Here is a 26032-nt window from a genome sequence, read left to right on the forward strand (position 1 = left end):
CTCCTGGGCACGCTCCTCGGCACGCCTGTCCAACCGCTCCTTCGTGCCAAAGGAATCCTTCAGCTCCCCCCCAAGACGCCGCTCAGACTCAGCCTTCCCCCCGACCTCAGCCCCCGCCTTGGCCTCGGCATCAGCCTTCGCCTTTGCCTCGCGGTGGGCGTCCAGCCGCTCCTTCGTCTGGTGGGGATCGTTCGGCCGTGCCCCAAGAGGCCGCTCGCCGTCCCCGAGGTCCGAGGGGTCGCTCCGGTCATCGGCATGCGACGTTCCGCGATCCGCGGTGTCGGACTCCGGCTTCGAGTCCGTCTCCGGGGTGGTGTGGACCGGCGCCTGCTCGGCCACTTCGCCGTGCGGTTCCGTCTTCTCGGCAACCTCGGCACCGACGGTCTCGGTGTCGGCGTGGGAGGTGGTGGCAGCGGGCTCGGGCTCGGGTTCCGGGCCGCGGCGAGGGAGGTCGAGCACGGGCGGAGCCTTGTGCTCGCCCTTTGCGCCCGGTCCGTGCGGGGTACCGGGTGCGTCGGCGCCACGGTCCAGCCTCTCGAGGTACCGGGCGAATTGCCCGTCGAGGGACTCGAGTTCACGCTCGTTACCCGCACGGAACGCGGCGTAGAACTTCGCCTGCCAGTCGGCCACCTCGGTGGGCGGGGCGTTCTTGGCCTTGGCCCGCCCGGCGAGTTTGGCGGCACGCTTGGCGGCGGCCTCCTCGTTGGACTTGGGATCCTTCGTCTTCGGGTCGTGATCGCCGCCGCCCGAGGTGGAGTGCTCCTCACCCTCAGGGGACTGAGACTCGTGGGTCTCATCGATGACGGACTTACCGGGCCCGTCGGACGCCCCGCCGCCACCGGTCTCGTCATCCCGGCCACCCGGCCGCGGGCCACCGGAGCGCGAGTTCATGCCACCCGGCTCAGAACCGTCCCTGCCGCCGGGCTCGCCCTGGCGGTTGAGGATGTCCTCCAGGGTGACCGGCTTCTCACCACCAGCCCCGCCGCCGGCGCCATCGCCGTGGCTGCTTCCGGTCAGGGAGTCGCCGTCACGGCTTCCGCCCCCGCCGAATGCGCCGTCGGCCCTACCGCTTCCGCCACCCGCAGCGGTGCCGCCACCGGAAACGTGCTCCTCCCGCGGCTCGGTGCCCAGCAGTGGAATGTCCTTGACCGGCACACCCTTACCGGACAGCTGGTGAAGGCGGGCCTCCCACTCCCTGTCGAACCTGGCACTGGCAAGGTCCTTGCCCTCACCAGGCCGGGGGGCGGAGACATACTTCGCCCGCCACCCCGCGGCTTCGGCCGGCGACATACCGCGTTCTATACCCGTCCGTTCGATTTCCTCCGGCGTCCGGCTCCCCGCACGACCACCCAACGCACCCCGGTGGCCACCGCCGGCGCCCGACTCACCCAGGCCGGACTCACCCCCGCCGGTGCCGTCCTTGCCGGTGCCGCCCTTGCCGCCCGAGGCGCCGCCGCCACCGGAGTTGATGCCGGCCTCGTGCTCGGAGCCCTGGCCACTCTTCGGCGCGGTGACGCTGTCGCCGTGCAGGTCGGAGGCGTCCTTGCGCTCCAACTGCAAGACCCGCGCGTCGAATTCGGTGTTCAGCGACGTGACGGAGTCCTTGTTGCCCGAACGCAGCGCGGAGACATACTTCGCCCGCCAACCCGCCGCCTCCGGCCGCGACATGCCGTGCTCCCGCCCGTACTGGGCGATCTCGGCACCGCGCTCCTCCGGCGACATCCGATCCAGACTCGAGAGCCGCTGCTCCCAGGTGTCGTGGAAGTCGGAGATCTCCTCCAGATCACCAGAGCGGTGCGCGCGGGCCGCCTCATCGCCGGCCTCCTGCGCCTGCCGGTCGGTCAGGCCGTGCTCCTGACCCTCACCCGTGGTCTTCTCAGCCCACCGCTCAGGCGACAGGTCCAGGTGCTGGCCGACCTCGTCGGGGCCGCTGGTGTGGATCTCGCCGATACGCTTATCCCAGGCCGACTCCACCTGCTCGATCCGCGTGGGGTCACCGGACTCGTGCGCCGACTTCAGGTTCTGCTTCCAGCCGACCGCTTCCTCCGGCGACATCCCGTGGCCCCGGGCGTGCTTGCCCCAGGCATCCGCCCATCGGTCCGCGCTGACGGGCAGGTCCTCGCCCTTGACCTCCGGCAGCTGCCCCATCCTCTTATCCCAGGCGTCCTCAAACGCCGACACCCTCTCGAGGTTGCCCGAGCTGTGAGCGTCGCGCCCAGCACCGCGCCACAAGGTGATCTCATCCGGCGCCATCCCACGACGAAACGCCTGAACAGCGTTTGTCTTGGTCCAGTGCTTGGCCCAGGAATCCGGAGGCAGCTCCACCTGGCGGCCACTGCGGATTTCGCCCAGCCGCTCACCCAGACTGGACTCGATGCTATGAATCAGGTCGGGATTGCCCGACTCATGCGCACCCTTGACAAGACCCGACCACCGGTCGGCCTCCTCATCCGACATCCCCTCACCCCGGGAATGCCCCCTCCAGGTGTCAGCCCACTCATCCGGCGAGACCTGACGGCTACTGCGGATACCACCCAACCGCTCACCCAGCCTGGACTCGACGCTATGAATCAAGTCGGGATTGCCCGACTCATGCGCACCCTTGACAAGACCCGACCACCGGTCGGCCTCCTCATCCGACATCCCCTGACCCCGGGAATGCTCCCTCCAGGTGTCAGCCCACTCTTCCGGCGAAAGCCGGGAGCCCTCCTTCTCGGCCGAGAGCGGGGAGCCCTCGTCCTTCGGCCGCGGCAGACCAGACTTGTACTCCTCCCAATCGCTCCGGAAATCACCGACGGCCTTCGCACCACCGGAATCGCCGGCATTGTCAGCCCCACGCCGCCACTCGGCGATCTCCTCCGGCGGCACACCCAGCCAGTGCGCCTCGTTGGCGACCTCATCGCCCCTACGTCCCCGACCGGAAAGCTCCACGTGCCGGTCGCCGCCGCGGATGTCGCCGATGCGCTTACCGAGGCTGGACTCCAGACTGTGCAGAGCGACGGGGTTGTCGGACTCGTGTGCGCTCTTGATCAGGCCCGACCACTGATCGGCCTCCTCCGGAGACATACCGTGCTCCTGGGCATGCCTGTTCCACGTCTCCCCCCACTGCTTCGACGTGAGCGCCGGGTCGCCGCCCTTGGCCGAGGGCAGCTCGTCCCCCTCCCCGTCCAAACGCCCGTGGACGTCCTGCACCCCGCGGATATCACCCGAGGAATGCGCATCAATGACCTGCTGCTTGATCTCATCGACCCGCCCCGGCGGCAACCCATCCTCACGGGCCTGGGCAGCCATCCTCTCGCCCCATACCTCCGGCGGGAGATCAAGAGCCGTCCCGGCATCAGACTTCGACCACTCACGCAACCGGTCCCACCCGTTGTGGAAGTCGCGCACCCTGCCGTTGTTACTCGAGGAGTGGGCGTCGAAGGCGTCCTTCCGCAACCGGGCAACATCCTCCGGCAGCAGACCCAGCCGGTGGGCCTCATTCGCGACCTCGTCAGCCACCTTCGACGGCGACCGGTCCATCGCCAGCGCATCGGCACGGGGATCGTGCGACGCATCGAAGTCGAAGGACTGATCACGCCCAGGCGAGGGCCGGGGCACCGATCGGCCCGACTCCCGGTGCGGCAACCCGCTCAAAGCACTCTCGAAGTCCTCGTGCGCGGCGCTGATCTGCCGTACGTCATGGGAGTCGTAGGCCTCTTCGAACCGCTGATGCCAGCCCACCTCGTCCCCCACCGGCATCTCGCGCTCGCGGACCTTCTCATGGATCCACCGGTCACGCTGTTCGCGACTGCCGAACGCCACCCGACTGCCCTCGTGCGCGCCGAGTTCGTGCTCCTTCGGCGGCTCGATGCGCCAGTGCGACGTGAGCTCTTCCTGCCAGCTCTTCTCCAGATCCACGATGCGGTCCTGGTCCCCGGACCGGTGGGCGGCATCCAACTGCTTCTGCCAGTCCGCCGCCTCCTCATGCGGCATGCCACGGTCCTTGGCGTGCCCCGCCATCTGCTCGAGACGCTCCGGCGAAGGCGCCCCGAACCCCTCACCCTCCGCGGAACCATGAGTGCCGGCTCCCGGCCCGGTGTCCTTCCGGCCCCCACGGGCCGAATTCCCCTTGGCCGAGGTCGAGAGCTTCGACTCCCCACCCACAGAAGACACGGACGTCGCATCCGTCGCAGAAGACGGCTCATGGGACAGCGAAGGCGCCCCCTCAGGCACCTCCGTCGCGGAGGAGTCGCCATCCGTACGCCCGTCCTCGTCAGAACGGGACGAGGCGGACTTCGCCGGACCGGACGAGGCGCTGCTCTCGGAGGCGACCGGAGCATCCTGCGACCTCGACGGCGCCTGCGGCTCCTCCTCGTCCGCCTTCTTGCCGCCGCGGGACGGACCGGCGGTCTCCTTGTCCTTGCCACCGCGGTGCGGCGTCTCCACCGGGGTTTTCGTCCCGGACGCGGACGGCTTACCGCCGCCCGACCTGGACTCGACACCCCCGGGCTTGGACTCGGGCTGCGGCGCCATCGCACCCTGCGACAGCTCGCTGCCCTCCTCCGGCCGCGGCTGACCACCGTCGTTCCCGGTCTGGCCTGAGTCAGTCTTCTCCCCCGAAGCCTTCTGAGTGGGCCGCCCACCGGACGGGGCACCCTCGTCAGTCTTTGTCCCGCTTCCGCCCCGGGAGCCGAGGACCGGCTCCGCGCCGCTGGGCCGCCCCGGGGCAGGTCCCGAACCACCCACCTCCGCCGAGGTGTTCTCGCCCTCGCCCTCCTCAGAACCGTGCTGCGCAGAACTCGACTTGTTGACCGGGCCACCAGGCTGGTTCCGCCCCGGAACGACCGGCGCGGGCTGCTCGGGCTGCTTCTCGGCGTTCCTGCCGCCCCCACCCCCAGCAGCGTTCTCGTGCTCCGCTGGAGGTTTCACAGGATTCGACTTGAGCGGGTGAGGATGAATCACGGAGGGACCGGACTCCGTCGCGTGGCCCCGTTCCTGACCCGTTGTGCGCGGTGCCGACTGTTTCGGGCTTTCCTTCGACGGCGGCACCAAGCGCGGACCGTCCTTGTCTCCGGACGGTGTCGCACGTGGCGAACCACTGCCCCTGTTGTTCCAGCCCGTCAGCTCCGGGTGAGCCTGCGTGGTCGACCCCTGCTGCCCCGCCTTTACCGGCGCAGGGTTCCCGCCCTTGGCGTTCGGCATCTGGCGCACACCCGCCGGCGAATGGGAAACACCGGCATTCTGCGGGTCCCCATGCCCGGCCTTGTTGGGCCCCATGCCGGGCGAGAACGGCGTCCTGGGCTCATGCGCGATTTCCGTCCGAGTGCCGCTGCTGTGCGAGGTCGGTGACTCGGGCCCCGGTGCGGCCCGCCCTTCGCCATGAGCCGCCTGCGTAGGCGACTTCTCCGGCCGGTTGGTGACAGAGAAGCCTTTCCACGAGTCTCCCCCCATGCCCAAACCGTTCTTGCCCACGTTGGGTATGGAGCCAGGGTCGAGGCCGAGCCCCTTGCCACCAGGCCCATTCGGCAAATGGGAAGGCCCGGCCCCTGTGCCGGCCGAGTTCTTCGGAGAGACATTCCCGGCCCCGCCGGCCGAGGGCACGTTTATGCCCTTGCCCGGGGAGCCTCCGGACTTGCCCCACAGGTTCTTGACGCCTCCAGATAGCTCCCAGACGCCCAAGGGTCCCAGGAACGCCCCCATCCCGGCACCCACACCGACGAACGCCCCCGTCATTTCCCAGTTGATCTCGTAACCGGTGCCGGTGATGGCACCGACCAACTCCCCGATGGCGATGTCCTCGGCGAGCGTCGTGGCACCGCCCAGAACTCCGCCGCCCGCGAAACCGATCGCGCCCATCCCGACACTGCCCACCCGCTGGGCGAAGCCGGAGACTGCCGTCCCTATCCTGGCGACCAAATTCGCCAGGCTTGCAACGACTTGAGCGATCCTTGAGATAAGAGCAGCCAGCATGAACGGCGGCACCAAGAGGACAACGCTGAAGACCAGCCCGAGAATGGATGCCAGACTCGCCGCATTCTCCTGCTCGGCCATCTCCTCGGCTGCTTTCTTGAGCTGATCGCCGTATATATTGATCGACTCACCGATCTTCCAGGCGACCTTGGCAGAGCGATAGATCTTTTCACCCAGCACGCTCCAGGCCCAATGAGCCTCCGTACCCGCCTCACCCGCCAGCCCGAGTGCATACACACTGTCCTGAGGCGACATGAAGGCACGCTCGTAGAGCGTGTCGCCGAGCTCGATCCACATATTGCCCAGCCGGTAGATGGCATCGAGGTCGATACCCTCGAGCTCGTCCTCCCAAGTCACCATGGGTCTTCGTCTCCTCAGAGGTATTGCTGCGCCGGCCGGGGCCGAACGGTGGTTATCCGGGGGCGGGCCGGCGCATCGGCCGACGTCGGCCTGCCCGGTGCCTCCGGCTGCGGCCCTTGCTCGCCGTGTTCCTCGTCCAGCGCGACCTGGACGAGAGTGGGCTCGAACTTCCTGCGCACCAGCACACCCCGCCCTGGGGGACGGTCATACGCCCGCTGGTTGGCGAACAGCACGCCCTCGCGGTGGTCTCCCGAGAGCACCAGACCGTCCATGCCGGTCTCCTTCAACTTGCTCAGCAACGGGTCCGACATCAACGCCCGTCCGGCCCCGCCGACGCGCCGCGCCAGGACCAGATGCAGCCCCAACTCAGCCGCCTGCGGGAGGAATTCAGCCAGGCCCGCCAGCGGCCCCGGCGCCATACCACTGCCCGCGGCCAGGTCGTAGTCATCGGCCACGACATACAACTCCGGCCCCTGCCACCAGTCCCGCTCACGCAGTTGGCGCGGCGTGACCCCGGCCGGGGGAAGACGCTCGCGCAGAACTTCGATCAGTGCCCCCGCCTGACCGGACACCAACTCCCGGTCACCGCCTTGGGAGCCGATGTACTCCGGCGGCACCACCTCCAGCAGGCTGCGCCGGAAGTCCACCACCATGAAACGCACCTCGTGCGCCGAATGACGGGCCGCCAGCCCCCGCATCCACATGCGCAAGAACGCGGTCTTGCCCGACCCCGAGTCGCCGAGGACGACGAAATGCGGACCGGCCCTTGCGAGATCCACGCCGACGGGGAGCAGATCGCTTTCGCGCAAGCCGATGGGCACCTCGCCCTCGGTCAGGGCCGGTTCGGTCTGCTCCCAGTGGCTGCCGGCCGGGAGTTCGGCCGGTGCCTGCAGTTCCCGCACGGTCAGCCGCTCCGGCAGCACCCGCAGCGCCGGCGGGGCGGGCTTGTGCCAGGCCGCGGCGAGGCGGCTGACCAAGGACCGCTCGGCGTTGGCGAGATCGTCCACACTGTCCTCGCCGTCGGCCCTGGGCAGGGCGATGTGGTGAAGCAGGCTCGGGGGGCACAGGCCCCTGCCGGGGATGGCCGCGCCCAGTTCGCGGGCGGCGGCGCGGTTGATCTCGGACTCCGTCGGGTCGTTGAGGTGGAGTTCGATGCGTCCTGGGATGTTGTCGCGCAGATTGGTGCGGATCTCGGCCCAACGGTTGGCACTCAGCCACAGGTGGACGCCGACGCCCAGGCCACGGGCGCCGATGTCCATCAGCGTCTCCAGCGCCGTCTCCTCCTCGGCGTTCAGTGCGCCCCAGTTGTCGATGACGAGGACAACGTCGGCGGCGCGGACGCCCTCGGGCAGTTCGCCGTTGTCGCGTTTGGTACGGAAGTCGGCCGCGGACTGCACGCGCAGTTCCTTGAACATCCGCTCCCGGATGCCGATCAGCCGCGAGACCTCGGCGAGTACGCGCCGGACACGGGCCTCGTCCCTGCGGCCCGCCACACCCACCACATGCGGGGCATCCTCCAGGCCGTGCAGGGCTCCCCCGCCCATGTCGATGCAGTAGTACTGCAGTTCGTCCGGTGCGTGGGTGAGCATGGAGCTGAGCATGGCCGTGCGCAGGAAGGTGCTCTTGCCGCTCTGAGGGGCACCGACCATCGCCAGGTGCCCCTGGCGTCCGGTCAGGTCCATGATGAGGGGAACCTGCTCTTGGCGCTCGGGCAGGTCGACCACGCCGGCCGGGAACTTCAGCTCGCCGTTCCAGGGCCAGTGCGTGCTGGACAGGCCGCGCTCGGCGTCCTCCTGCGGGTCGCCGAGGAGCGGAGTGAGCGTGAACGCCGGGGGCAGCGGCGGCAGCCACACCTGGTGCCCCGGCGCGTCCTCGTCGACCAGGCGGCCCACGATCGCCTGAAGCTCGGTGCCCGACACCTCACCCGTAACCTCCCAGGTGACGGTCTCGCTGCTCTCCGTCTCATCGACCGGCGGGAGATCGCCGCGTACGAGATAGGGCACCGGTGCCGGGGGCTCGCCCCGGCCGTCCTCGGGCTCCTCCGCTCGGTGGGGCGCGGAGACGTGGGCGACGCGGAAACGCTCGTAGACGGACTCGTCCACTTTCAAATAGGCCGAGCCCGGAATGGAGGGCAGCATGTAGGCGTCGGATGTGCCGATGACGGCGCGGCTCTCGCCTGCGCTGAAGGTCCGCAGGCAGATCCGGTACGACAGGTGGGACTCCAGTCCGCGCAGCCGCCCTTCCTCCAACCGCTGTGTGGCCAGCAGCAGATGGATGCCCAGCGAACGGCCCACGCGGCCGATCTGGACGAACAGGTCGATGAAGTCGGGGCGTTGGGAGAGGAGTTCACCGAACTCATCGACGATGACCAGGAGGTAGGGCAGCGGCTCCAGCGGCTTGCCGTGGATGTCGGTACCGCCGGCCGCCTGCCGCAACTGGTACTCGCGGACTGAGTCGACGTTGCCCGCCTCACGCAGCATGCGCTGCCTGCGCTGCTGCTCGCCCTGGAGGGCCTGCCGCATCCTGTCCACCAGGGCCAGATCATCGGCGAGGTTGGTGATCAGACCCGAGACATGCGGCAGCTCGGTGACCTCCGCGAAGGTGGCACCGCCCTTGAAGTCGACCAGGACGAACGCCAGATGATCGGGCGTGTGCGTCAGCGCCAGACCCGTCACCAGCGTTCGCAGCAACTCACTCTTGCCCGACCCGGTGGCCCCCACGATCAGACCGTGCGGACCGATACCGCCCTGCGCGGACTCCTTCAGGTCGAGCATCACCGCCTCGCCCGTACCCTCCACACCGATCGGGGTGCGCAGCAGCTCCTCGTCGTCGGGACCCTTACGGCTCGTAGCCGGGTCCAGGCCCGCGAGGTCCCGGAAGCCCAGCATCCCCGACAGCGACACGTCCTCGGAGAGCACCTGCTCCCGCTCGCCTGAGAGCCGCAGCGGGGTGAGGGCGCGGGCCGTGTCCTCCAGGATCTCCCGGCGGCACTCATCGACGGTGGCGTCCGCTATATCGCTGCACCGGCCTGCGGGACCCTCCAGGCTCAGCCCGCCCTGCGCGTCGACCCGCACGCGTACATCCACCCGTCCCGGTTCCTTGGCCTCCTCCTCCACCAGGCACACCAGATGCAGGCCGAGTTGGGGCCCCGCCTCGTTGAGCAGGTCGGCGACCAGTGGGGAGCGGGCCCACCACGCGGCAGGATCGAAGCCGTTGACGAAGACCACGAACTGCTGCCTGGGCTTGTCGTCACTGCGGATGGAGGTGAACTTCGAGGAACGCTCGCTGCGTTCCATGACGGCCTTGTCCAACGCCGCCTGAAGATGGTCCTGGAGACCGTGGAAGTCGGCGGCCAGAAGCGGCACAGCCTCCTGCTCACGGCGCTGCGGCTCAGTCCCCGGCTCCTCCGCATGAGGAAGCCACTTCGCCCAGTCCAGCCCCGTGGCATCTCCGGTGATGACGGCGACCCGTACATCGTCGGGCGCATGCAGCACGCCGAGCTGGGCGAGCATCGACTGGGCCAACTTCTCCGTCTTCTCACGGGGCCCGATGACGCTCACCACGCCGCAGCCGCCCAGATCCACCCAGGCCGGCTGGTTCGCGACGCTGCCCAGCGTCTCCACGACCTCCTCCGCCGCACGGCGGGACGGCGGGTCCAACTCGACCGTGGGGTCGGACTGCTGGGCCAGACTCAGCGGCGTGGCCAGGGGGGCCGTACCGGTCCCCACCCGCAGGTGCAGGAAGTCCTTGTCCTCGGGCCTGCGCTCCCACACCCGGCGCCGCCGGGTGGCAAGCACCCACAGCCGCTCAGGGTCCGGGTGCCGCCACATGCCGGCAATCCGCTGCGCGACAGCGACACGCGAGGCCTGCTTGCGCACGTCCGCCAGGTACTCCTCATACCGCTCGCGCTGGCGGCCCTCCTTCTTACGCCGACTGCTGCGCAGCTGCATACGCACCGCGATCGTGATACCGATCGACGTCACCACGAAGGCGATACCCAGCAAGATCATCCAGGCCCTGCCGTAGGAGACCATGTACGCGGCCATGCTCATACTGCTCAACAACGGCAGCAGCAGCATGACCCAACTCGCGGCGCCCTCCGGATCGGTGCGCTGGGGCGGTGAAGCGAGGGCCGTCTTCCCCTCGGGTACGGACGGGGCGGTCATCCGCGCGGGACGGTGGAATGGAACTCGGCTCATAGCTGCGCTTGCCTCGGCATCAATCAGAACAGTGGGCTAGGGCGCTCAGAAAGCGGACTAATCGGGATAGTCCGCGGTCACAGCGGTGTGCGTGGTCTTGTCCGTGTAAGTCGGATCGCCCTCCGACTCCAGGCCGTCGGCGAAGCGGCGGAAGACCTCGGTGACACCCAGATTGACCTTCGCGAAGTTCCCAGCCGCGTCAGCCACCCCTCCGACAAGGGCGTTCAGGACGCCCGCCTCCGGTTCGTGGCGCGGCCCGAACAGGCCGGTGATCACGTATTGCCAATCCGCCGTGATCTTCTCGCGTTCATTTGAAGCCTTGCCCGTCCACGACAGGCGCAGCGATTGCAGCCTGTCCTCGATGGCAGTGAGGGCCCCGGACACCTCCGCCCTCAGCGCGTCCAGCTCCTTTGCCGTCTGCTGCATGCTGCGGGGCGAAACATCGATGAGGGCGGAGTCGTAGTCCACGCGAGATGGGTCATTCACCGCTGCTCCTCCTTCTGGAAACTGCTCGAATAAATCCGGGGATTTCCGTGGGGTCGACACCTGGGCCGCGGGAACAGGAAAGGCCATTGCACCGGCAGCCCGAGTGAATGTCTGGCAGTTGCAGACCGGTATCAATATTCCACATGGGATACCCTGACACATTCCCTCTCGAACGATAGGCTTCAGGCAGTCCCAGTGAGACTGGGACTGCCTGGTGATCCGAATTGCGATACGGCGTCCGGGCACACCCTCCGAATCAAGGAGACACCATGACCGAACCAATAACGTCGAAATACAACCCGCACCCGATCAGGCTGGGAGGCGGGGACGGCGACGGAGACCACACGCCGGATCCGGACAGGGGCGAGGACTTCACAGACCGCATCCCCGAAGTGACGGTCGTCTGGTCCAAGCCGTGGTCCTTCAACCTCAAGCCCAAGGACTGGAACCAGTCCGGCAGTGACACGGACGCCAGCAACAAGGACGCCGGATACGTGGCCCACATGCGCGTTGATCTGACGGCCATGCGGGAAACCGAAGTGAGCCTGCTGTCGGACGCCAAGACCGCTGTGGCAAAGTACGAGGAGGTGCGTGAGCACACGCTCGCGGTCAAAGAGCACATCTTCGGCCAGCACGCGACGGTGTACAAGGAGCCGCGGTCGAACTACCTGGCCCCGTCCACCCCGGGTGAGAACATCTCCAGCCCCTTCGCCCACAGCGCCCAGAACTTCGCCTCCCACATCAACCCCGCCATGGAAAAGGGGCTGAGCCAGATCGGCGGCATCCTGGAGTCGATGGGTGAGTACATCGCCCTGATCAACCACTCGGGGCAGCTGTACGCCCAGGCCGACCGCAAGTCCAACTTCCCCGACCCGCCCAACGTGTGAGCCTCCGGGGCGCGCGGCCGCACACCGCCGGTTCGCCGGCCGTGTGCGGGGCGCGACTATGTCTGACGGCGCGCGGGGGAGACACCTCGGCATGCCGTTCTCACCTCGATCCCTTGTCGGAGGTTATGTTGGCGAGATTGGCCAGCTCACTGCTGTGGTAATTCCTGTAGGAGACATTCATCCGCTTGATGATTTCCTCCAGCAAGTGGTACAGACGGTGTTGAGTCCGATGGAACCAACTGCGCATGTCGTCGTAGCTCTGGTACGAGGGGCTGTTCCAGTACGCGTGCATCTGAGTCATCTTCGTATCGATGGCATGCATCGCCTCCTTGATCTGCTGCGCTGAGCGATGAACATCGCCGATCGCAACGTGAAGGTCCTCGAGATCAACCCGGAAATCGCTGAGTTTCTGCTGGCTTATCTCGTAGTGCTTACCGTTCTTGGTGAACTCGACGTCCTTGCCGTCTTTGTGAACATCTGTGATCTGCCCGCTGTCTGTCATCGGTGCGCCGCACCGCCTTTCCCGGAAGGGGCCTGGTGGGTTCCGGTCAGCCGGGCGTCCGCCCTGGCGTAACCCCGCACCGCTGATTCGGCTCGACGGCCGGGGAGTACAACGTCGACGTCGCTAGACGTGAGTTCGAGTACTTCGGGTGCCGGTGTCATCGCGCGTCCTCCACCGGCAGGTCTTCGGGCAGCAGCGTGCTGAGCACCTTGCCCTCGTCGGAGGCAAGGTCGAGCCCCGAGAGGTCCAGCTCGGAGGCGCGCTGCGCGTGTCGCTCGGTCATCATCTGGAAGACCTGACGTGCTGCGCGCCCATTGCCGAACTGCTCGCCGCGCTGCACGGTCTGGAAGTACTTCTGCATGGCGGAGAGGGTCTCGGGCGCCAGGGTGTATTCGTGTGTGTCCGCCTGGTGGCTGACGATGCTGACCAACTCGTCCGCGGTGTAGTCCTCGAAGCGCAGGGTGCGGGTGAAGCGGGAGGCCAGTCCGGCGTTGGAGTCGAGGAAGCGCCTCATGTCGGCGGGGTATCCCGCGACGATGACGACGACCTCGTCTCTGTGGTCCTCCATCAGCTTCACCAGCGTCGAGACGGCTTCGGAACCGAAGTCGGTCATCTGGCCCCGCGGGACCAGCGAGTACGCCTCGTCGATGAAGAGCACCCCGCCGAGCGCCCGGCGGAAGACCGCCGTGGTCTTGGGCGCCGTGTGGCCGACGTATTCCCCCACCAGGTCGGTGCGGTCCGCCTCCACGAGGTGCCCCTGGCTGAGCAGGCCCAGCGCGGCGAGGAAGGCGCCGTAGAGCCGGGCGACCGTCGTCTTGCCCGTGCCCGGGTTTCCCGCGAAGACCAGGTGACGGCTCAATGGCGGTGGTGCCAGGCCGGCGTCCTGGCGGGCCTTGACCATGTGCATGAGCCGGGTGAGGGCCAGCACGTCGCGCTTCACGCTGTCCAGGCCGACCAGGCGGTGGAGTTCGGCGTCGAGTTCGGCGAGTTTCGCGGCGGTCTCGTCCGCCTCGTCCTCCTCCGGCCGGCCCGCTTTCTTGCCCTTGCCGCCGGGTCCCTTGCCGGGCTTCGCGGTCGCAGCCGTCGCCAGAACGGCGGTCTTGGCGCCTGGTCCTCCCAGCGTCGGCAGCAGCGCCTCGCTTACCCCCTCGACCTGGCACTCCTCGGCCCGCAGGTCGGCCTCGTCGTCCAACAGCAGATCCTGTTCGGTGTCCGCCACGGTGCACCGGCGCAGTACGGGTGTGGATCTGGCGCCTGCGTAGACCGCGGGGAAGCGGGTGCCCGAGATCCGGCAGTCCTCGAAGGTCCCGGCGCCGCCTTCCTCGACATACAGCCCGTTCTTCTCGGCGGACTGGACGGCCGTGGAGCGCACGCGGGGCCTGGCCCCGCCGCGCAGCACGATGCCGGACCCGGCGGAGTCGCGGATCATCCCCTCCTCGACTGCGACCGAGCCGCCGCTCTCCACCAGCAGTCCAGTGGTACCGCTGCCGGTGATCTTCACCTTCTCCAACTGGCCGCCGGTATCCGGGCCGACCTCCACACCCGCCCCCCGGGTCGCGGAGATCTCACAGCCGGCGAGGAGCGGTCGGTGGGTGGTCTCAAGCCGGACGCCGGTACGGGCGTCACTGATCCGGCAGTCCCGCAGCACGGCGTCACCGCCGTCGACGTGCACGCCGGTCAGGGCGACGCCGTTGATCTCGCAGTCGGAGGCGAGCAGTTCGGCCCGCTGGGTGACCCGCAGCCCGTGTTCCGCACTGCCGGTGATCTTGCACCCGTCGGCCTTCAGATGCGCGCCCGCCCCGAGATGAATCGCGGAGAAGGCACTGTCGTCGACCGAGCATTCGCTCAGCTCCACCTTGGCGTTGCCCACGGCGAAGACGCCGTTGGCGGCCGTCTTGGAGAAGACGCTGCCGCGCGCGGTGACGGAGGCGTCGCCACTGGCCGCCAGAACGGTGTCCTCGACGTGGACGGCCTTGACGTCGCTCAGCGTCAACGACGCCTCGCCCTTGGCGAGTACGGCCGCGCTGCCTGTGTGGTGGATGTGGCAACGCTCCAGCGAGGCGGCACTGGTCCCGTCGGCGCACACGCCCGTCGCGCCGGTACGGAAAATCTCACAGCCCCGCAGCCGCACACCGTGCGACTCCCCCTCCCCGGCGGTGGCCGCGGACGAACTGCCTTCCTGCCCCTGCGGCTTCGGCTCCGCACCGCGGCGGCCCGCGGAGCCTTCGAGCCTCACGCCGTGCCCCTTCACGTCGTGGAGCCTGCACTCGCGCAGCACCGCCGTCGCCTCGCCGTCGGCGTGCACCGCCGAGCCGCCGCTGTGGCGGACCTCCGCCCTGGTCAGCGTCACATGGGCCGAGTCGGTCAGAAAAAGGCCGCGGCCCGCGCTGTCCTCCACCGCCGTGTCCGTGAGCTCCGCGCGCGCCTCGCAGTCGAGGACGATGCCGTCCGTCCCGCAGCCGCGTACCGAGACCGACTCCATGGCCGTCCGCGTGGTGCCGGTCAGCCAGACCCCCACCGTGCCCGTGCCGTGCACGGAGCACCCTGCGAAGGTCGACGCGGCCGTGCCCGACACCTCGACGGGCCCGCCGGTGATCTCGCAGTCCCGCAGCACCGGTTCACCGCCGCGCAGCACCACCGCGGCGTCCCGCCCGCCGGTCGTCTCGAAGACCAGCCCCCTGAACTCGGGGCTCCCACCGTGCACCGTAAGAGCCGGTCCGCGCGGGGCGACGATGCGTACGCTGCCGGCCTCCTTCTCGGCCACCAGCACGATGTCCTTGTCCACCGACACGCTCTCGGCGTACTTGCCCGGCTGCACGCTCACCACCGCCCCGGGTCCCGCGCCCCGCACCGCGGCGGCGATGGAGCGGTGCGCACCCCAACTCCCCGGCGCGACACGCTGCTTGGCGGCCTTGGGACTCACAGGCCACCTCCCAGGTTCGCCAGCGTCCCGAAGACACCGAAGACACCGACGGCCAGCGGCAGGCTCACCACTGCGAGGAACGCGGCCGTCGTCGTGGGCCACTGGGGCCGCTCGTCAACCGCACGCGAGGGACGTGTCACCGCACCGAACGCAAGCGACAGGCCGACACCGACGAGCACCAGACCAGCCAGGAAAGCGATCAGGCGCCCGGTGACGTGCGTGTGCAAGACCGCCTCGGGAAGCCGCACCACCAGCAGGAACAGACCGACGCCCCCGGCCGTCAACTGCGGGAAGACGGCACTCAGCAGCCGTAGCGAACCAGCCTGGAGCAACAACCCGGCGCTGAGGCACCCCAGCAGCGCCAGCGCGAAGCCGTCGGGGGAGAAGCTGAGGAAAACGAAGCAGCTCGCGAAGGCGGCGGCCGCCACGAAGCTGAGGAACGCCAGCAGCCGATTGCTGCGCCCGACCATCGCGGCGACCTCGCCACTGCCCGGGTTCCGCTCCGAGACATCGCGCGCCCCGGGTACGAGAACGGCGATCCTGCTGGGCAAAAGGGGCAGCGTCCCCAGAACCATGAAGAGGGCAGTGCTCACCACCGCGGCGGACTCCGTCGCGTTCGCACCGACGGCGACGAGCGGCACAACCAGCGCGCCGGAGCAGCCCGTGAGGATCGTGAGCATCACGGTGGGCACGCATGACTGAGCCACAATCCCGCCCGCGGCGCCGACGAGCGCCGTCACACAGACCAGTACGGGCGTGGCCACCGGACCGCGCAGCGGCGCGCCGAGTCCGGCGCAGGCCATGAGCGGGCACGCGGCCAGAGCCAGCGCCTGCCGAACGCGGACCCCCACCGGCCACGCCTTGTAAGAGGCGTACCAGGAGACCAGCACCGCCGTCAGCGCCACGGCAGGGAAGACCACGAGCGCCATGATCATGGTGAAGACGCTGCGCTGCACCACCAGTTGCCAGGCACTCAGAACGCAGACGAGGAGACCGATGCAGACCACGGCTTGCGCCCTGGTCCTCGGCGACCAGACCGAGTTGTCGTCCTGCGCCTCCGCGATCTGCTCGCCGAGGTCGGTGACGACCAGGTCGAAGCCGTCGTCCGCGTGGGTGTCGTACAGATACAGGGTCGCGCCGTCCGCGATCCCCGCCCCCGCCAGCGAGTCCCCCGGAGAGAGCGGGGCCGCTCCGGGCTCGCCCAGCGACCACACCGGCGGGATGGCATCGGAACCGTTAGCCCCGCACAGGTCCGTGAGCCTCGGCATGTACTTGGATATCGGCGCATGCGCGGGAAGTGCGAGGTCCACGCTCTTGCGTTCCCCGACTACGGTGATCCGGCAGCGGTCATCGGGCACGGACGGTTCCTTCGAAGGTGGGCGGCGGACTGCGGGCAGATGCAGGCGTCAGTTGTTCCAGGTGGCGATGTTCGACCACTCGCATTCGGAGTAGTTGCCGATGTTGACGTTCATGGCGTCGGCGATGCGCCCGAGCACACCGTTCTCCTGGTCGAACAGGCCGTAAGCGGCCATGTCCCACCCGTTCTGCATGTCTTGGTAGTAGGTGGCCGCCTGGCTCTGCTTCCAGGAATCCGCCAGCGGCGCCAGCCGGTTTTTGAGTTGTTGCAACTCCTGGATAAGTTCGTCCGCCATGCTCTTGAGCTGAATACCTGCGCCGCCGAGACCTTCGCTGACGTAGATTTGCGCTCCATCGATACCGGGCATCGATGCCTCCTCTCAGGTTTCCCTTACCAGTTCGTTCCTTACAGGGGACGTTCCATCAGCGGAAGTTTGTTCCGGTGCTCGGCATCGGCAGGCCGTCGCCGAGGGCGGTAAGGTTGTTGATGTTCTGCTGCTCGGATTCCACGTAGTTGATGTAGGTGCCCTGCAGTCCCTTGGCAATGCCGTCCAGGGAACGGTTGAGCATTTGCGAAAGCTGCTGGTATTCCTGCATCAAGACCTGGAACTGCTGCTGGGCGATACCGTGCCAGACCGACTCCAGACCGACGCAGAAGCTCCTCAGATTCTGGAGCTTCTGCTCGATGTTTGCGGCCGTGGCCGTGGCATTGGCCGCGGCGCTGTGCAGTTCTCCTGGTGTTACGTTGTACGTCACACCACCGACAGTTGTCGAAGGCTGAGAAGCCATAGTGAAATCCTCCAGGTGTGGTCCCTTGCTAAAGGTGCACGAGTGAGCGTGGTACGCGCAAGCAATCACACCCGGATAAAGACTGGGTTCGTTGGATTAATTCGGTGCATGGTATTGCGATCATGCACAAGCAAAGCTCCGTCACCCGCGAGCTCGGCCGGGGCACTGATGCCGTGACAGATGCGCGAGGTGCAGGTCAGGCCTGGTCAGCCATCTCCGGCGCCCCGGAAGGAGACAACGGCCGCGAGACTTCGGTATGCAATTTCCCGGTCCCATGGGAAAAAACCTTCACCCCGTCGTGACGACGACGAGGGACGATCATCACCTCACGGATTTCGCCGTTCTCAGCCGGGTCAACCCATGTTCTGCGCTTCGCGCTGTTCCCACATGACGCCCCCCAGGAGCCGGATGCCGAAGACCAGCGAAACCAGTCTGATCACGAACGTGCAAAGTCCTGCGAGCGCCTCTATGCCCCCAATGGCCATAACCCCGTAAGGCGCCCAATCGTGCGCCGGAATAATCCGCGTGGACTCCGGGTCGGCCTGGAGGTAGGAAACCACGACGCTGGTGCCGAACGGAACGGCAATTCCGACGAGGCCGTCAGCGTCAAGAGCCCACCAGCGGCCTTCGCACGGCGCCCTGCACGAGGTGCGTGAACAGCTGTGGAAGATCGAACTGCAGGGTCATGCCGCAGCGAGCGTGGGTTTTCGGTGCCCGTGCGGATGAGAATGTCGATCGCGCCGCCGGCGGAGAGGCCCTTGATCCGTCGGATCTCGTGGCGGCGGCGAAGGCTGACGGCCGCAGGGCGCGAACCGTTCTCGCGGAGGCGGCAGCTGAAGCGGGCAGAGTACTGGCCGCGCTGTCCAACACCGTCGCACCGAGCCTGATCGTGGTCGGTGGCGAGCTCGCGGAGGCAGGCCCGTACGTGATGGAGCCGATCGAGCGGGAGCTCGAGACCCACGTCGTACGGAGCATCAGGACCCGGATGACTCTCCGCCCGGCAACTCTCGGCACGGCGGTAGCCGCCCTGGGCGCCGTGGCGCTGGTTCTCCGTCCCGGAGGTGCTGGCGTCCGCCTGCCGAGCAGCCTTCGACGGCCAAAGGCAGTCGAGCCGTCAACGGGCCACCCCGCACTGGGCGGCCTCGCCCGATCCGGCCCCGAGGGCACCCGGCCCGACGTGAGGGTGGGCCGGTCGGTGCAACCGGCTTACCCCCGGCACTCAAACGATCGGCTTGACGAGCATCGAACGCGTTCGTCCATCCCCGGGCCGCCGCGAAGGATTCGGCGGTTTCCGGGTCCTCGGCCGCAGTGCCACCCAGTGGTGACCCGATGTGGTAGTCATGACTGTTTCGCGGCAGGTCTCGAGGAGGCTCAGATCGGGATGTATGAGCTTCTCGTCGATCGAGTCGGACGACCCGACGCCCATCTCTTCCCAGTGCGCGACGAACTCGCGCCTAGCGGTTGTTGGTGAACAAGTTCTCGACCCGCGCCTCGGGCTCGACGACCCATCGCACACCATGTTGGAGTGGCGGCGAGGGCTCGCGCAGTCGGCCCTGCGGAACGAGCGCAGCATTCGTTCAGGAGTGCTCAGTTCCCGAAATCCCGTTGCCTCAGGGCGATATGGGGCCGGGGTTCGCCGCTTTCCACGATGCGCTGCAGCAGCAGTTCCCTGAGCTGAGCCAGGATCAGGTCGTGGCCGGGGTCGTCCACCAGGTTGATGAGCTCGTCGGGATCGGAGTCCAGGTCGTACAGGCAGGCGTCCTGGTAGTGAGTGGCGTGCATGTCGTTCCAGGCGTCCGCGTCGGGTGCGGTCGCCGCGTACTTCCAGCGCTGGGTGCGCAGTGCCCTGGCGACCTCGGACTCGCTGACCTGGATGAGCACCTCCCTTGGCCAGTCAGTGACCTTGCCCTGCAGCAGCGGCAGCAGCGAGCGCCCCTGCATCTCCGGCGGTACGGGGACACCCGCTGCTTCCAGCAGTGTGGGCGGCAGGTCCACGTGACTGACGAGTTCCGGCAACCGCACACCTCCGCGCAGTCCCGGACCGCGGATGACCGTGGGCACGCGTATGGAGGCGTCGTGCACGCTGCGTTTGTACTCGTCGTTGCGGGTCTTGAAGTGGCAGCCGTGGTCGGAGGTGAACAGGACGATGGTGTCGTCCAGTTCACCGCGCCGCTCCAGTGCCGCGGTGATGCGCCCGAGCACTTCGTCCACCCGGCGCACCATCCCGTAGTAGCCGGGCAGGTGCTGCTCCCAGTTCCCGCCCCCGAGCGCCGCCAGGTCGGAGGGCACCCACGGATCTCCGTATCTGTCGCTGTACCCCACGGGGGCGGGATAGTCGTCGCGGGAGTTCTGGTGGTGCGGTTCCAGGAAGGAGAGGAAGAGGAAGAAGGGCTGGTCGCGGTCACGGTCGCGGCCGATGAAGTCGAGCGCGGCCGAGCCGAGCGCGTCGGCGCGGTAGCCCTCGAAGCGGTGAGGTGCACCGTCGCCGTCGTACAGCGTGGTCTCGTACGCGTCGGAGGTGAACTCCAGGAGGTTGGAGGCGAGCCAGTGCTCGTATCCGGCGCGGTTCTCCGCCGGCACAGGGCCCGACGTCTCGTCCCCGGCCAGGTGCCACTTGCCGATATAGCCGGTGTCGTAGCCGGCCTCCCGGAACGAGCTCGCCACGGAGGGGGTGTCGCGGGGCAGGGAGAGGCCGTTGCGGAAGACGCCGGTGGTCGTGGGGTACTGCCCGGTCTGGAGGCTGGCTCGGGACGGTGCGCACACCGGCTGGCAGGTGAAGGAGCGGTCGGCGCTCACTCCGTCCGCGGCCAGCCCGTCGAGGGTGGGGGTGAGGCCCATCGGATTGCCGTGCAGGCCCGTGGTGTCCCAGCGCTGCTGGTCGGTGAAGAAGACCAGGACGTTGGGACGCCGCTCGTCGACGGGCGAAGGGGACGTGGTGGAGCCGCGTGTCATGAGGCGTGATCCCGTGTCGTGGTAGAGGTGGCTGGTGCAGGGGGAGGTCCGGTGGGGAGGGGCGCACTTGGGGCCCGGGTACGTCTCATGTACGGGCCCGCGTCGCGGGGTCCGCGTCGCAGTCGGCCGCGGCGGAGACGTCCCGTCGTACGGGGGCGCTCTCATCACGCCCGCGGGTCTCGGCCAGCAGCCAGGCGGAGAGGAAGGACATCCCGCCGACGACGGCCAGCAACACGCCCACGGGCCAGCTCGACCCTGCGGCGCCCACCAGGGCGGCGGCGGTGGCCGGAACGAAACCGGCCACCATCGCCGAGGCCTGGGTCGCGATCCCGAGGGCCGAGTAGCGCACCCTGGCGCCGAACAGCTCTGTGAAATAAGCGCCTTGGACGCTGGACATGCAGGCCGCCCCGCCGAGGGCGGCCAGCGTCATCGCGGTCCAGGCCGCAGCGGTCGACCCCGTGTCCACCAAGGCGAAGTAGGGGAAGCCGGACAGGGCGACGAAGGCGGATCCTGCCAGGTACAGCGGCCTGCGGCCGACGCGGTCCGAGAGCGCGCCGGCGACGGGCATCAGCAGCAGCGCGAGCACGTTGTAGAAGACCACGCCGATGAGCGCGACGTACTGGGGAGCGCCGAGTGTGGTGGTCGCGTAGGCGATCACGAACGGCTGGTAGACCTGCGAGCTGCACGCCTCCCCCAGCCTCGCGCCGAACGCAAGCCCTGTCGTGCGGGGGTATTGCCGCAGCGTCGCAATGAAGGGGGCCTTCTCCCATGCCGCGGCCCGCTCGACCCTTTGGAAGTCCGGAGTCTCGCTGATGTGCCGGCGCACCAGCAGGCCCGCGGCGGTCAGCACCACGCTCAGCAGGAACGGTACGCGCCAGCCCCAGCTGAGGAGCGCGTCCTGGGGCAGCAGCGTGAACAAACCCGTAAGACCGACGGCGAGCAGGTATCCAAGCGGGGCGCCCGCCTGCGGAATGCTGCCCCACAGCCCGCGCCTCTCGCGCGGCGCGTGCTCGACGGCGAGGAGTGACGCGCCGGCCCATTCACCGCCGAGGCCGAGCCCTTGGACCATGCGCAAGACGACCAGGAGCACGGGCGCCCAGAGACCGGCGGCGCGGTAGTCGGGCAGCAGGCCGATGAGGAAGGTGCCGGAGCCGATGAGGAGCATGGTGGCCACCAGCGACTTCTTACGCCCGAACCGGTCGCCGAGATGCCCGAAGAGCACGGCGCCGACGGGGCGCAGAACGAACCCCACGCCGAAGGTGGCCAGCGATGCCAGGGTGCCGATCACAGGGCTGACGTCGGGGAAGAAGAGCTTGTTGAAGATCAGGGCGGCGTAAAGCCCGTAGAGGTTGAAGTCGTACCACTCCAGCGCGGCGCCGGAAAGGCTGGCGGCGATGACCTGACGCATGGATTGGCGGGGAGGCGCGCCGTCCGCGGACGCGGGTGCGTCGTCGGAAGCCATGGTTGTGCGCTCCGATCGTCGTGGATGCGGGCTTCGGTTTCGGTGCGGGTCGGGGTCCGGTCGGGCGGTGCCCTTGGAGTGCGGCTCCTCGGCCGGGTCAAGATGGGTTGCGGGGATGGCCACCCGGGTCGGCGCCATGCCCGCAGCCGCGCCCAACTCGACAGCAAACGGCCGGAGTTCGACCCGCCCGGCACCCGGAGCCAGAAGGCGGCTCTGCACGGCCTCGGGCGGGCAGACGTCGACAGTATTAAATTAGCGTGATTTATTAAAAGCTCGCGTTAGGCTTCCAGGGCTCCGCGCGGAGGTCAAGGGCGCGGACGCACACAAGCCGTCCCGACACAGTACGAGGGGAGCGCCGCAGCAGATGGCGGGCGACATCGCTACATCCGCCTGGGCCCGTGAGGTCAACGCCGCGCGCATCCTGACGGAACTGCGCCGACGCCCCCCGGATCGGGGGGAGATGTCCTCCGGCGACCTGATGGACGCCACCGGAATGTCACGGCCTACCGTGCACGCCGCCGCACAGCGCCTCGTAGAACTCGGTTGGGTCCGTGAGACCAGCGACCGCGCCGGCGGACGTACGCAGGGGCGCGGACGCCCCTCGCGGGTCTTCTCCTTCACGCCGACCGCCGGTTACGTCCTGGGCATCGACATCGGCGCGCACAGCGTCCGCATCGCCCTGGCCGACCTGCACGGCGAAACCACGGCCGAGTCGCAAACCGAGTTCGACGACCCCTCCATCAGCCCGCGGCGACGCATCGCGCGAGTGCGTGAACTCGCCGTCGACGTCGTGCGTCAGGCGGGCCTCCGCAACGAGCAGGTCCTCGCGGTCTGCGTCGGCACCAGCGGCACCGTCGACGCCGAAGGCGTCGTGCGGCTGCGCACCGGCATCCCCGGCTTCCTCGGGGTAGATCTGCACGCCGCTCTGGCCCAGGACTTCGGCGAGCATGTGCGCGTGGAGAACGACTGCAACCTCGCCCTCATCGGCGAGCGTTGGCGAGGCAACGCGGGCGCGTTCGACGACGTCGTCTGCCTGCTGGCCGGCGAGCGTCTCGGGGTGGGCATGTGCACCGGCGGAACTCTCGTGCGCGGTCACGTCAACAGCGCACGCGACCTCGACTTCCTCTCGCTGATGGGCCGTCACTCCTCCGAAGACGGCATCGCCTCCACGGTCCGGCACGGCGGAGCATCGATGCTCGCGAAGATGTCCGCCCGGGCTGAGCCGCCCGGCCCTGGCACACCGGGCGCCGGGCTCTACGCCCTGGTGGCTGGGGACCCCGAGCGAGTGAGCGCTCGCGACGTCTTCGAGGCGGCCCGTCAAGGCGACACGGGCGCCGCGGCTATCGTCGAAGAGGGCCTCGAGGCAGCCGCGTACGCCCTCGGTACGCTCACCATGCTCCTGGCCCCCGAACTTGTGGTGATCACGGGCGCCGTCGCAGCGGTCGGAGACGTACTCATCCCGCCGTTGCGTCGCCGGCTGGCCGAGCTCGTCCCGCGTGTTCCCCGTGTAGAGGCATCGCCCCTGCGCGACCAGGCCGTCGTCACGGGTGCGGTACGACTGGCCCTCGACACCGCGGAGCATCAGTACCTTGACACCCTTGCCCCGCCCCCCGCCCCGTGAGCTCCGGCTTGCCGACCGGTCGGATCCGGCACATCGGGCCCCGGCAAGTACGCTCGGCCTGAGGAAGGGCGCCCCCCACACCGGCTGGGATGACGGACAAGCCGTCTCGCGAGCAGGGCCCGCGTTGCCAACTCCCTCACCACCGATGGCGCATCGCTCGGCCTGCCGCACCCTGCACATCGCACGGCGACATGCCTAGCGGAAAGGAAGCAGCACCCACGTGTCCCCGCACTGTTGTCCGCCCGACCGGTCCGTGAACCGCGCCTCCACCTCCACCTCCGAAGCCGTCTCCGTGCCGGCGCCCCGGGAAGAGGGCTGCGGCAAGCGCCCCGACGCCGTACGGCTGCCCGGCGGGACGTTCCTCATGGGCAGCGAGGACGGCGACGCCAACCCCGGGGACGGGGAGAGCCCGGTACGCGAGGTGACCGTGGCTGCGTTCGCCATCGATGCGTACTGCGTGACCAACGAGCGGTTCGCGGCCTTCGCCGAGGCGACTGGCTACCGCACCGAGGCTGAACAGTTCGGCTGGTCGTACGTCTTCGCCAAGTTCCTGCCGGGCGCACTGCGCCGGATCTCGCCGCGCCCCGCGAGCACCCCCTGGTGGTGCGGGGTCGAGGGAGCGTACTGGGCGGCGCCTGAGGGTCCCGGCAGCGATGTGTCCGACCGCGCCGACCATCCCGTCACGCACGTCTCCTGGACCGACGCGGTCGCCTTCTCCCGGTGGGAGGGGGCACGGCTGCCGACCGAGGCCGAGTGGGAGTACGCCGCCCGCGGGGGGCTTCAGGGCAAGCGCTTCGCCTGGGGCGACGAGCTGACACCCGGCGGCGAGCACCGATGCAACATCTGGCAGGGCCGCTTCCCCACCCGCAACACCGCAGAAGACGGCTATCTCGGCACCGCGCCCGTCACCGCCTTCGAGCCCAACGGCTACGGCCTCCACAACGTCGCCGGCAACGTATGGGAATGGTGCGCGGACTGGTGGACGGCGACTCATCCCCGGACGGCTGGCCCCCGCGTCGATCCCACAGGACCGCGCGACGGCACTACACGGGTCATGCGCGGCGGCTCGTACCTGTGCCACAACTCCTACTGCAACCGCTACAGGGTCGCCGCCCGCTCCAGCAACAGCCCCGACAGCTCCGCGGGGAACACCGGCTTCCGCATCGTCAGGGACGGATAGGGCCGAGACGATCGCCGCCCGGATTGGCGACTGCACCAGGCGAGCGGCCAACTTCGTCGCCACGCTGGTGTTCCCACCGCTGATCGCCGCAGTCGGCGGGGCAACGTTCCTGATCTTCGCCGCGCTCATCATCGCCACGTTCCAGGCCCGGGCCTTCCTCGACCAGGCCGCGGGTGTCCCGGATCCGCTGCCCGCGTGCACCACGTCCGCCGGCGCACTGAGGACCATGAAGATCATCCAGGCGGTCGTCGAGTCCTCGCGCGACGTCGGCGCGGCCGTGACGGGCCCGCCCGCCGGAACTGACCTCCGTCGAGGTCAACACCGGCGGCTTCATCCCGGCACCGCACTGTCGGTCGACCTGCTGCTGTCCTCGGCCACCGCGGGCAAGAGGTACCTGGCGGTCTTCGCCGACCGCGGGATGGAGCTGACCGGGCTCAACCGCAACGACAAATCAATGGGGCACGAGGTTTTCGAACTGACGTGAAGAAGTCATCCCGTGAACGGATGAGTACGCGCAACGGGAAGGCATGGACCGCGGGTACACCCGCTACCTTCGCGTCGACGACAAGTACGGCCCCGGCATGCTGTTCGGCGTCGACCCCACGGCGTCCGCGCAGTCGGCCGGTGACTGTTCTCTTCCACGGCGCTCCTTCCCAGCGGCGGCGCGCGGGCCGCATCCATGCAAGGCGTTCTCCCGATACCCGGTTCGTCAGGGCGACGCTGAGAACGCAATCCCCTCTCGTTACGGCAGTAGGGTCCTGAGCAACCACAGGGCTCCGGCTCACGGTTGCGCAAGTGAGCCGCCCGCACGCCACGGGGAACGGAAAGGCAACACGCCTTACTCCCTGCGTCGAGTAATCCGCAGTCCGCACATAACCGCGTAGAGCGAGCACCGTCGGAGACCCTCCGTGAACGAACAGACCCTCGACGAACACCCTCAATCCGACTCACGGGCCCCGCAAGACCAGGAAAGTTGGCTGCGGCAAGCTCAAAAGAAGAACGAGGAACTGGTGTTGCGGCTGCTGCACCAGCACGGTGCACTGACGCGATCGTGGTCGGCGGCGAACTCGCCGAGGTGGGTCAGGCCGTGATGGAACCCATTGAGCGGGAGCTGGACGCCCACGCCATCCCTGGCACACGCCCCCGCATAGGGCTCCGTTCGGCGAGGCTCGGTGAAGCGGTCGCCGCCATGGGGGCCGTCGCGCTGGTTGTGCGGCCCGACAGCGTCCACGTGCGGCGGGCCGGACGTACAAAACGCCAGGATGCGCCCAGGTACGTGAAGGGGAAACGGGGATCGGTCTCCCTCCGAGTGCCGGGCTCCGCGGTTCCCGCGGGGACGGCAGGCTCGTTGTCGCTGCTCAGC

The 26032-nt window shown here is 68.6% G+C and carries 14 protein-coding genes and 1 pseudogene; 5 read left to right on the forward strand and 10 right to left on the reverse strand.

Annotation, left to right across the window (positions count from 1 at the left end):
- From I004_RS35435 to I004_RS0122535, 3 genes and pseudogenes are all read right to left on the reverse strand, one after another.
- Nucleotides 1-6312 (reverse strand): annotated as a pseudogene (locus tag I004_RS35435) (hypothetical protein); the annotation flags it as partial.
- Nucleotides 6313-6326: 14 nt separating this feature from the next.
- The gene (gene eccCa / locus I004_RS35440; protein ID WP_078511642.1) at nt 6327-10511 is read right to left on the reverse strand and encodes a type VII secretion protein EccCa; all 4185 of its coding nucleotides are present in this window, start codon (nt 10509-10511) and stop codon (nt 6327-6329) included.
- 57 nt (nt 10512-10568) lie between these two features.
- The gene (locus I004_RS0122535; RefSeq protein ID WP_158677072.1) at nt 10569-10997 is read right to left on the reverse strand and encodes a WXG100 family type VII secretion target; all 429 of its coding nucleotides are present in this window, start codon (nt 10995-10997) and stop codon (nt 10569-10571) included.
- Between the two features lie 269 nt (nt 10998-11266).
- On the opposite strand from I004_RS0122535, the gene I004_RS39585 reads away from it, so the two are divergent.
- Nucleotides 11267-11884: a hypothetical protein gene (locus tag I004_RS39585; RefSeq protein WP_028437371.1), complete on the forward strand. Its 618-nt coding sequence runs from the start codon at nt 11267-11269 to the stop codon at nt 11882-11884.
- Nucleotides 11885-11984: 100 nt separating this feature from the next.
- Here I004_RS39585 and I004_RS0122545 read toward each other — a convergent pair whose 3' ends face one another.
- From I004_RS0122545 to I004_RS0122565, 5 genes are all read right to left on the reverse strand, one after another.
- A complete protein-coding gene (locus I004_RS0122545) occupies nt 11985-12386 on the reverse strand; it encodes a WXG100 family type VII secretion target (RefSeq protein ID WP_028437372.1) in 402 nt (133 codons plus the stop codon).
- A 157-nt stretch (nt 12387-12543) separates the two neighbouring features.
- A complete protein-coding gene (locus tag I004_RS0122550) occupies nt 12544-15309 on the reverse strand; it encodes a right-handed parallel beta-helix repeat-containing protein (protein ID WP_028437373.1) in 2766 nt (921 codons plus the stop codon).
- Complete coding sequence (locus I004_RS0122555) at nt 15306-16667, reverse strand: EsaB/YukD family protein (protein WP_028437374.1); 1362 nt, start codon at nt 16665-16667, stop codon at nt 15306-15308. Before I004_RS0122555 ends, I004_RS0122550 begins: the two co-directional genes overlap by 4 nt.
- A gap of 48 nt (nt 16668-16715) precedes the next feature.
- A complete protein-coding gene (locus I004_RS0122560) occupies nt 16716-17033 on the reverse strand; it encodes a WXG100 family type VII secretion target (RefSeq protein WP_028437375.1) in 318 nt (105 codons plus the stop codon).
- A 55-nt stretch (nt 17034-17088) separates the two neighbouring features.
- Nucleotides 17089-17421 (reverse strand): WXG100 family type VII secretion target, encoded by a 333-nt coding sequence (locus I004_RS0122565; protein ID WP_486580176.1) that lies wholly within the window; start codon nt 17419-17421, stop codon nt 17089-17091.
- A 718-nt stretch (nt 17422-18139) separates the two neighbouring features.
- Between I004_RS0122565 and I004_RS38375 the strand changes: the two genes are divergently transcribed.
- Nucleotides 18140-18925, forward strand: a complete 786-nt coding sequence (locus I004_RS38375) for an ROK family protein (protein WP_078511646.1) — start codon at nt 18140-18142, stop codon at nt 18923-18925.
- 116 nt (nt 18926-19041) lie between these two features.
- Here I004_RS38375 and I004_RS0122575 read toward each other — a convergent pair whose 3' ends face one another.
- The gene (locus I004_RS0122575; RefSeq protein ID WP_051345324.1) at nt 19042-20406 is read right to left on the reverse strand and encodes a sulfatase family protein; all 1365 of its coding nucleotides are present in this window, start codon (nt 20404-20406) and stop codon (nt 19042-19044) included.
- Nucleotides 20407-20491: 85 nt separating this feature from the next.
- On the reverse strand, nt 20492-21868 hold the full coding sequence (locus I004_RS35445) for an MFS transporter (RefSeq protein WP_037977403.1): 1377 nt from the start codon (nt 21866-21868) through the stop codon (nt 20492-20494).
- A 364-nt stretch (nt 21869-22232) separates the two neighbouring features.
- Between I004_RS35445 and I004_RS0122585 the strand changes: the two genes are divergently transcribed.
- From I004_RS0122585 to I004_RS40450, 3 genes are all read left to right on the forward strand, one after another.
- Nucleotides 22233-23489 carry an ROK family transcriptional regulator gene (locus tag I004_RS0122585; protein WP_028437379.1) on the forward strand — a complete coding sequence of 419 codons (1257 nt, stop codon included), beginning with the start codon at nt 22233-22235 and terminating at the stop codon, nt 23487-23489.
- 253 nt (nt 23490-23742) lie between these two features.
- Complete coding sequence (locus I004_RS0122590; protein WP_051345341.1) at nt 23743-24669, forward strand: formylglycine-generating enzyme family protein; 927 nt, start codon at nt 23743-23745, stop codon at nt 24667-24669.
- A gap of 67 nt (nt 24670-24736) precedes the next feature.
- The gene (locus I004_RS40450; RefSeq protein ID WP_028437381.1) at nt 24737-25153 is read left to right on the forward strand and encodes a hypothetical protein; all 417 of its coding nucleotides are present in this window, start codon (nt 24737-24739) and stop codon (nt 25151-25153) included.
- The last annotated feature ends 879 nt before the right edge of the window (nt 25154-26032 follow it).

The sequence above is a fragment of the Streptomyces sp. TAA486 genome, from assembly GCF_000426165.1.

Excerpts from the sequence above, each read along its gene's own strand:
- I004_RS0122585 (WP_028437379.1), top strand. The coding sequence starts at position 22,233 with ATGGCGGGCGACATCGCTACATCCGCCTGGGCCCGTGAGGTCAACGCC.
- eccCa (WP_078511642.1), bottom strand. The coding sequence starts at position 10,511 with ATGAGCCGAGTTCCATTCCACCGTCCCGCGCGGATGACCGCCCCGTCC.
- I004_RS0122545 (WP_028437372.1), bottom strand. The coding sequence starts at position 12,386 with ATGACAGACAGCGGGCAGATCACAGATGTTCACAAAGACGGCAAGGAC.
- I004_RS0122575 (WP_051345324.1), bottom strand. The coding sequence starts at position 20,406 with ATGACACGCGGCTCCACCACGTCCCCTTCGCCCGTCGACGAGCGGCGT.
- I004_RS0122560 (WP_028437375.1), bottom strand. The coding sequence starts at position 17,033 with ATGCCCGGTATCGATGGAGCGCAAATCTACGTCAGCGAAGGTCTCGGC.
- I004_RS39585 (WP_028437371.1), top strand. The coding sequence starts at position 11,267 with ATGACCGAACCAATAACGTCGAAATACAACCCGCACCCGATCAGGCTG.
- I004_RS38375 (WP_078511646.1), top strand. The coding sequence starts at position 18,140 with ATGCCGCAGCGAGCGTGGGTTTTCGGTGCCCGTGCGGATGAGAATGTC.
- I004_RS35445 (WP_037977403.1), bottom strand. The coding sequence starts at position 21,868 with ATGGCTTCCGACGACGCACCCGCGTCCGCGGACGGCGCGCCTCCCCGC.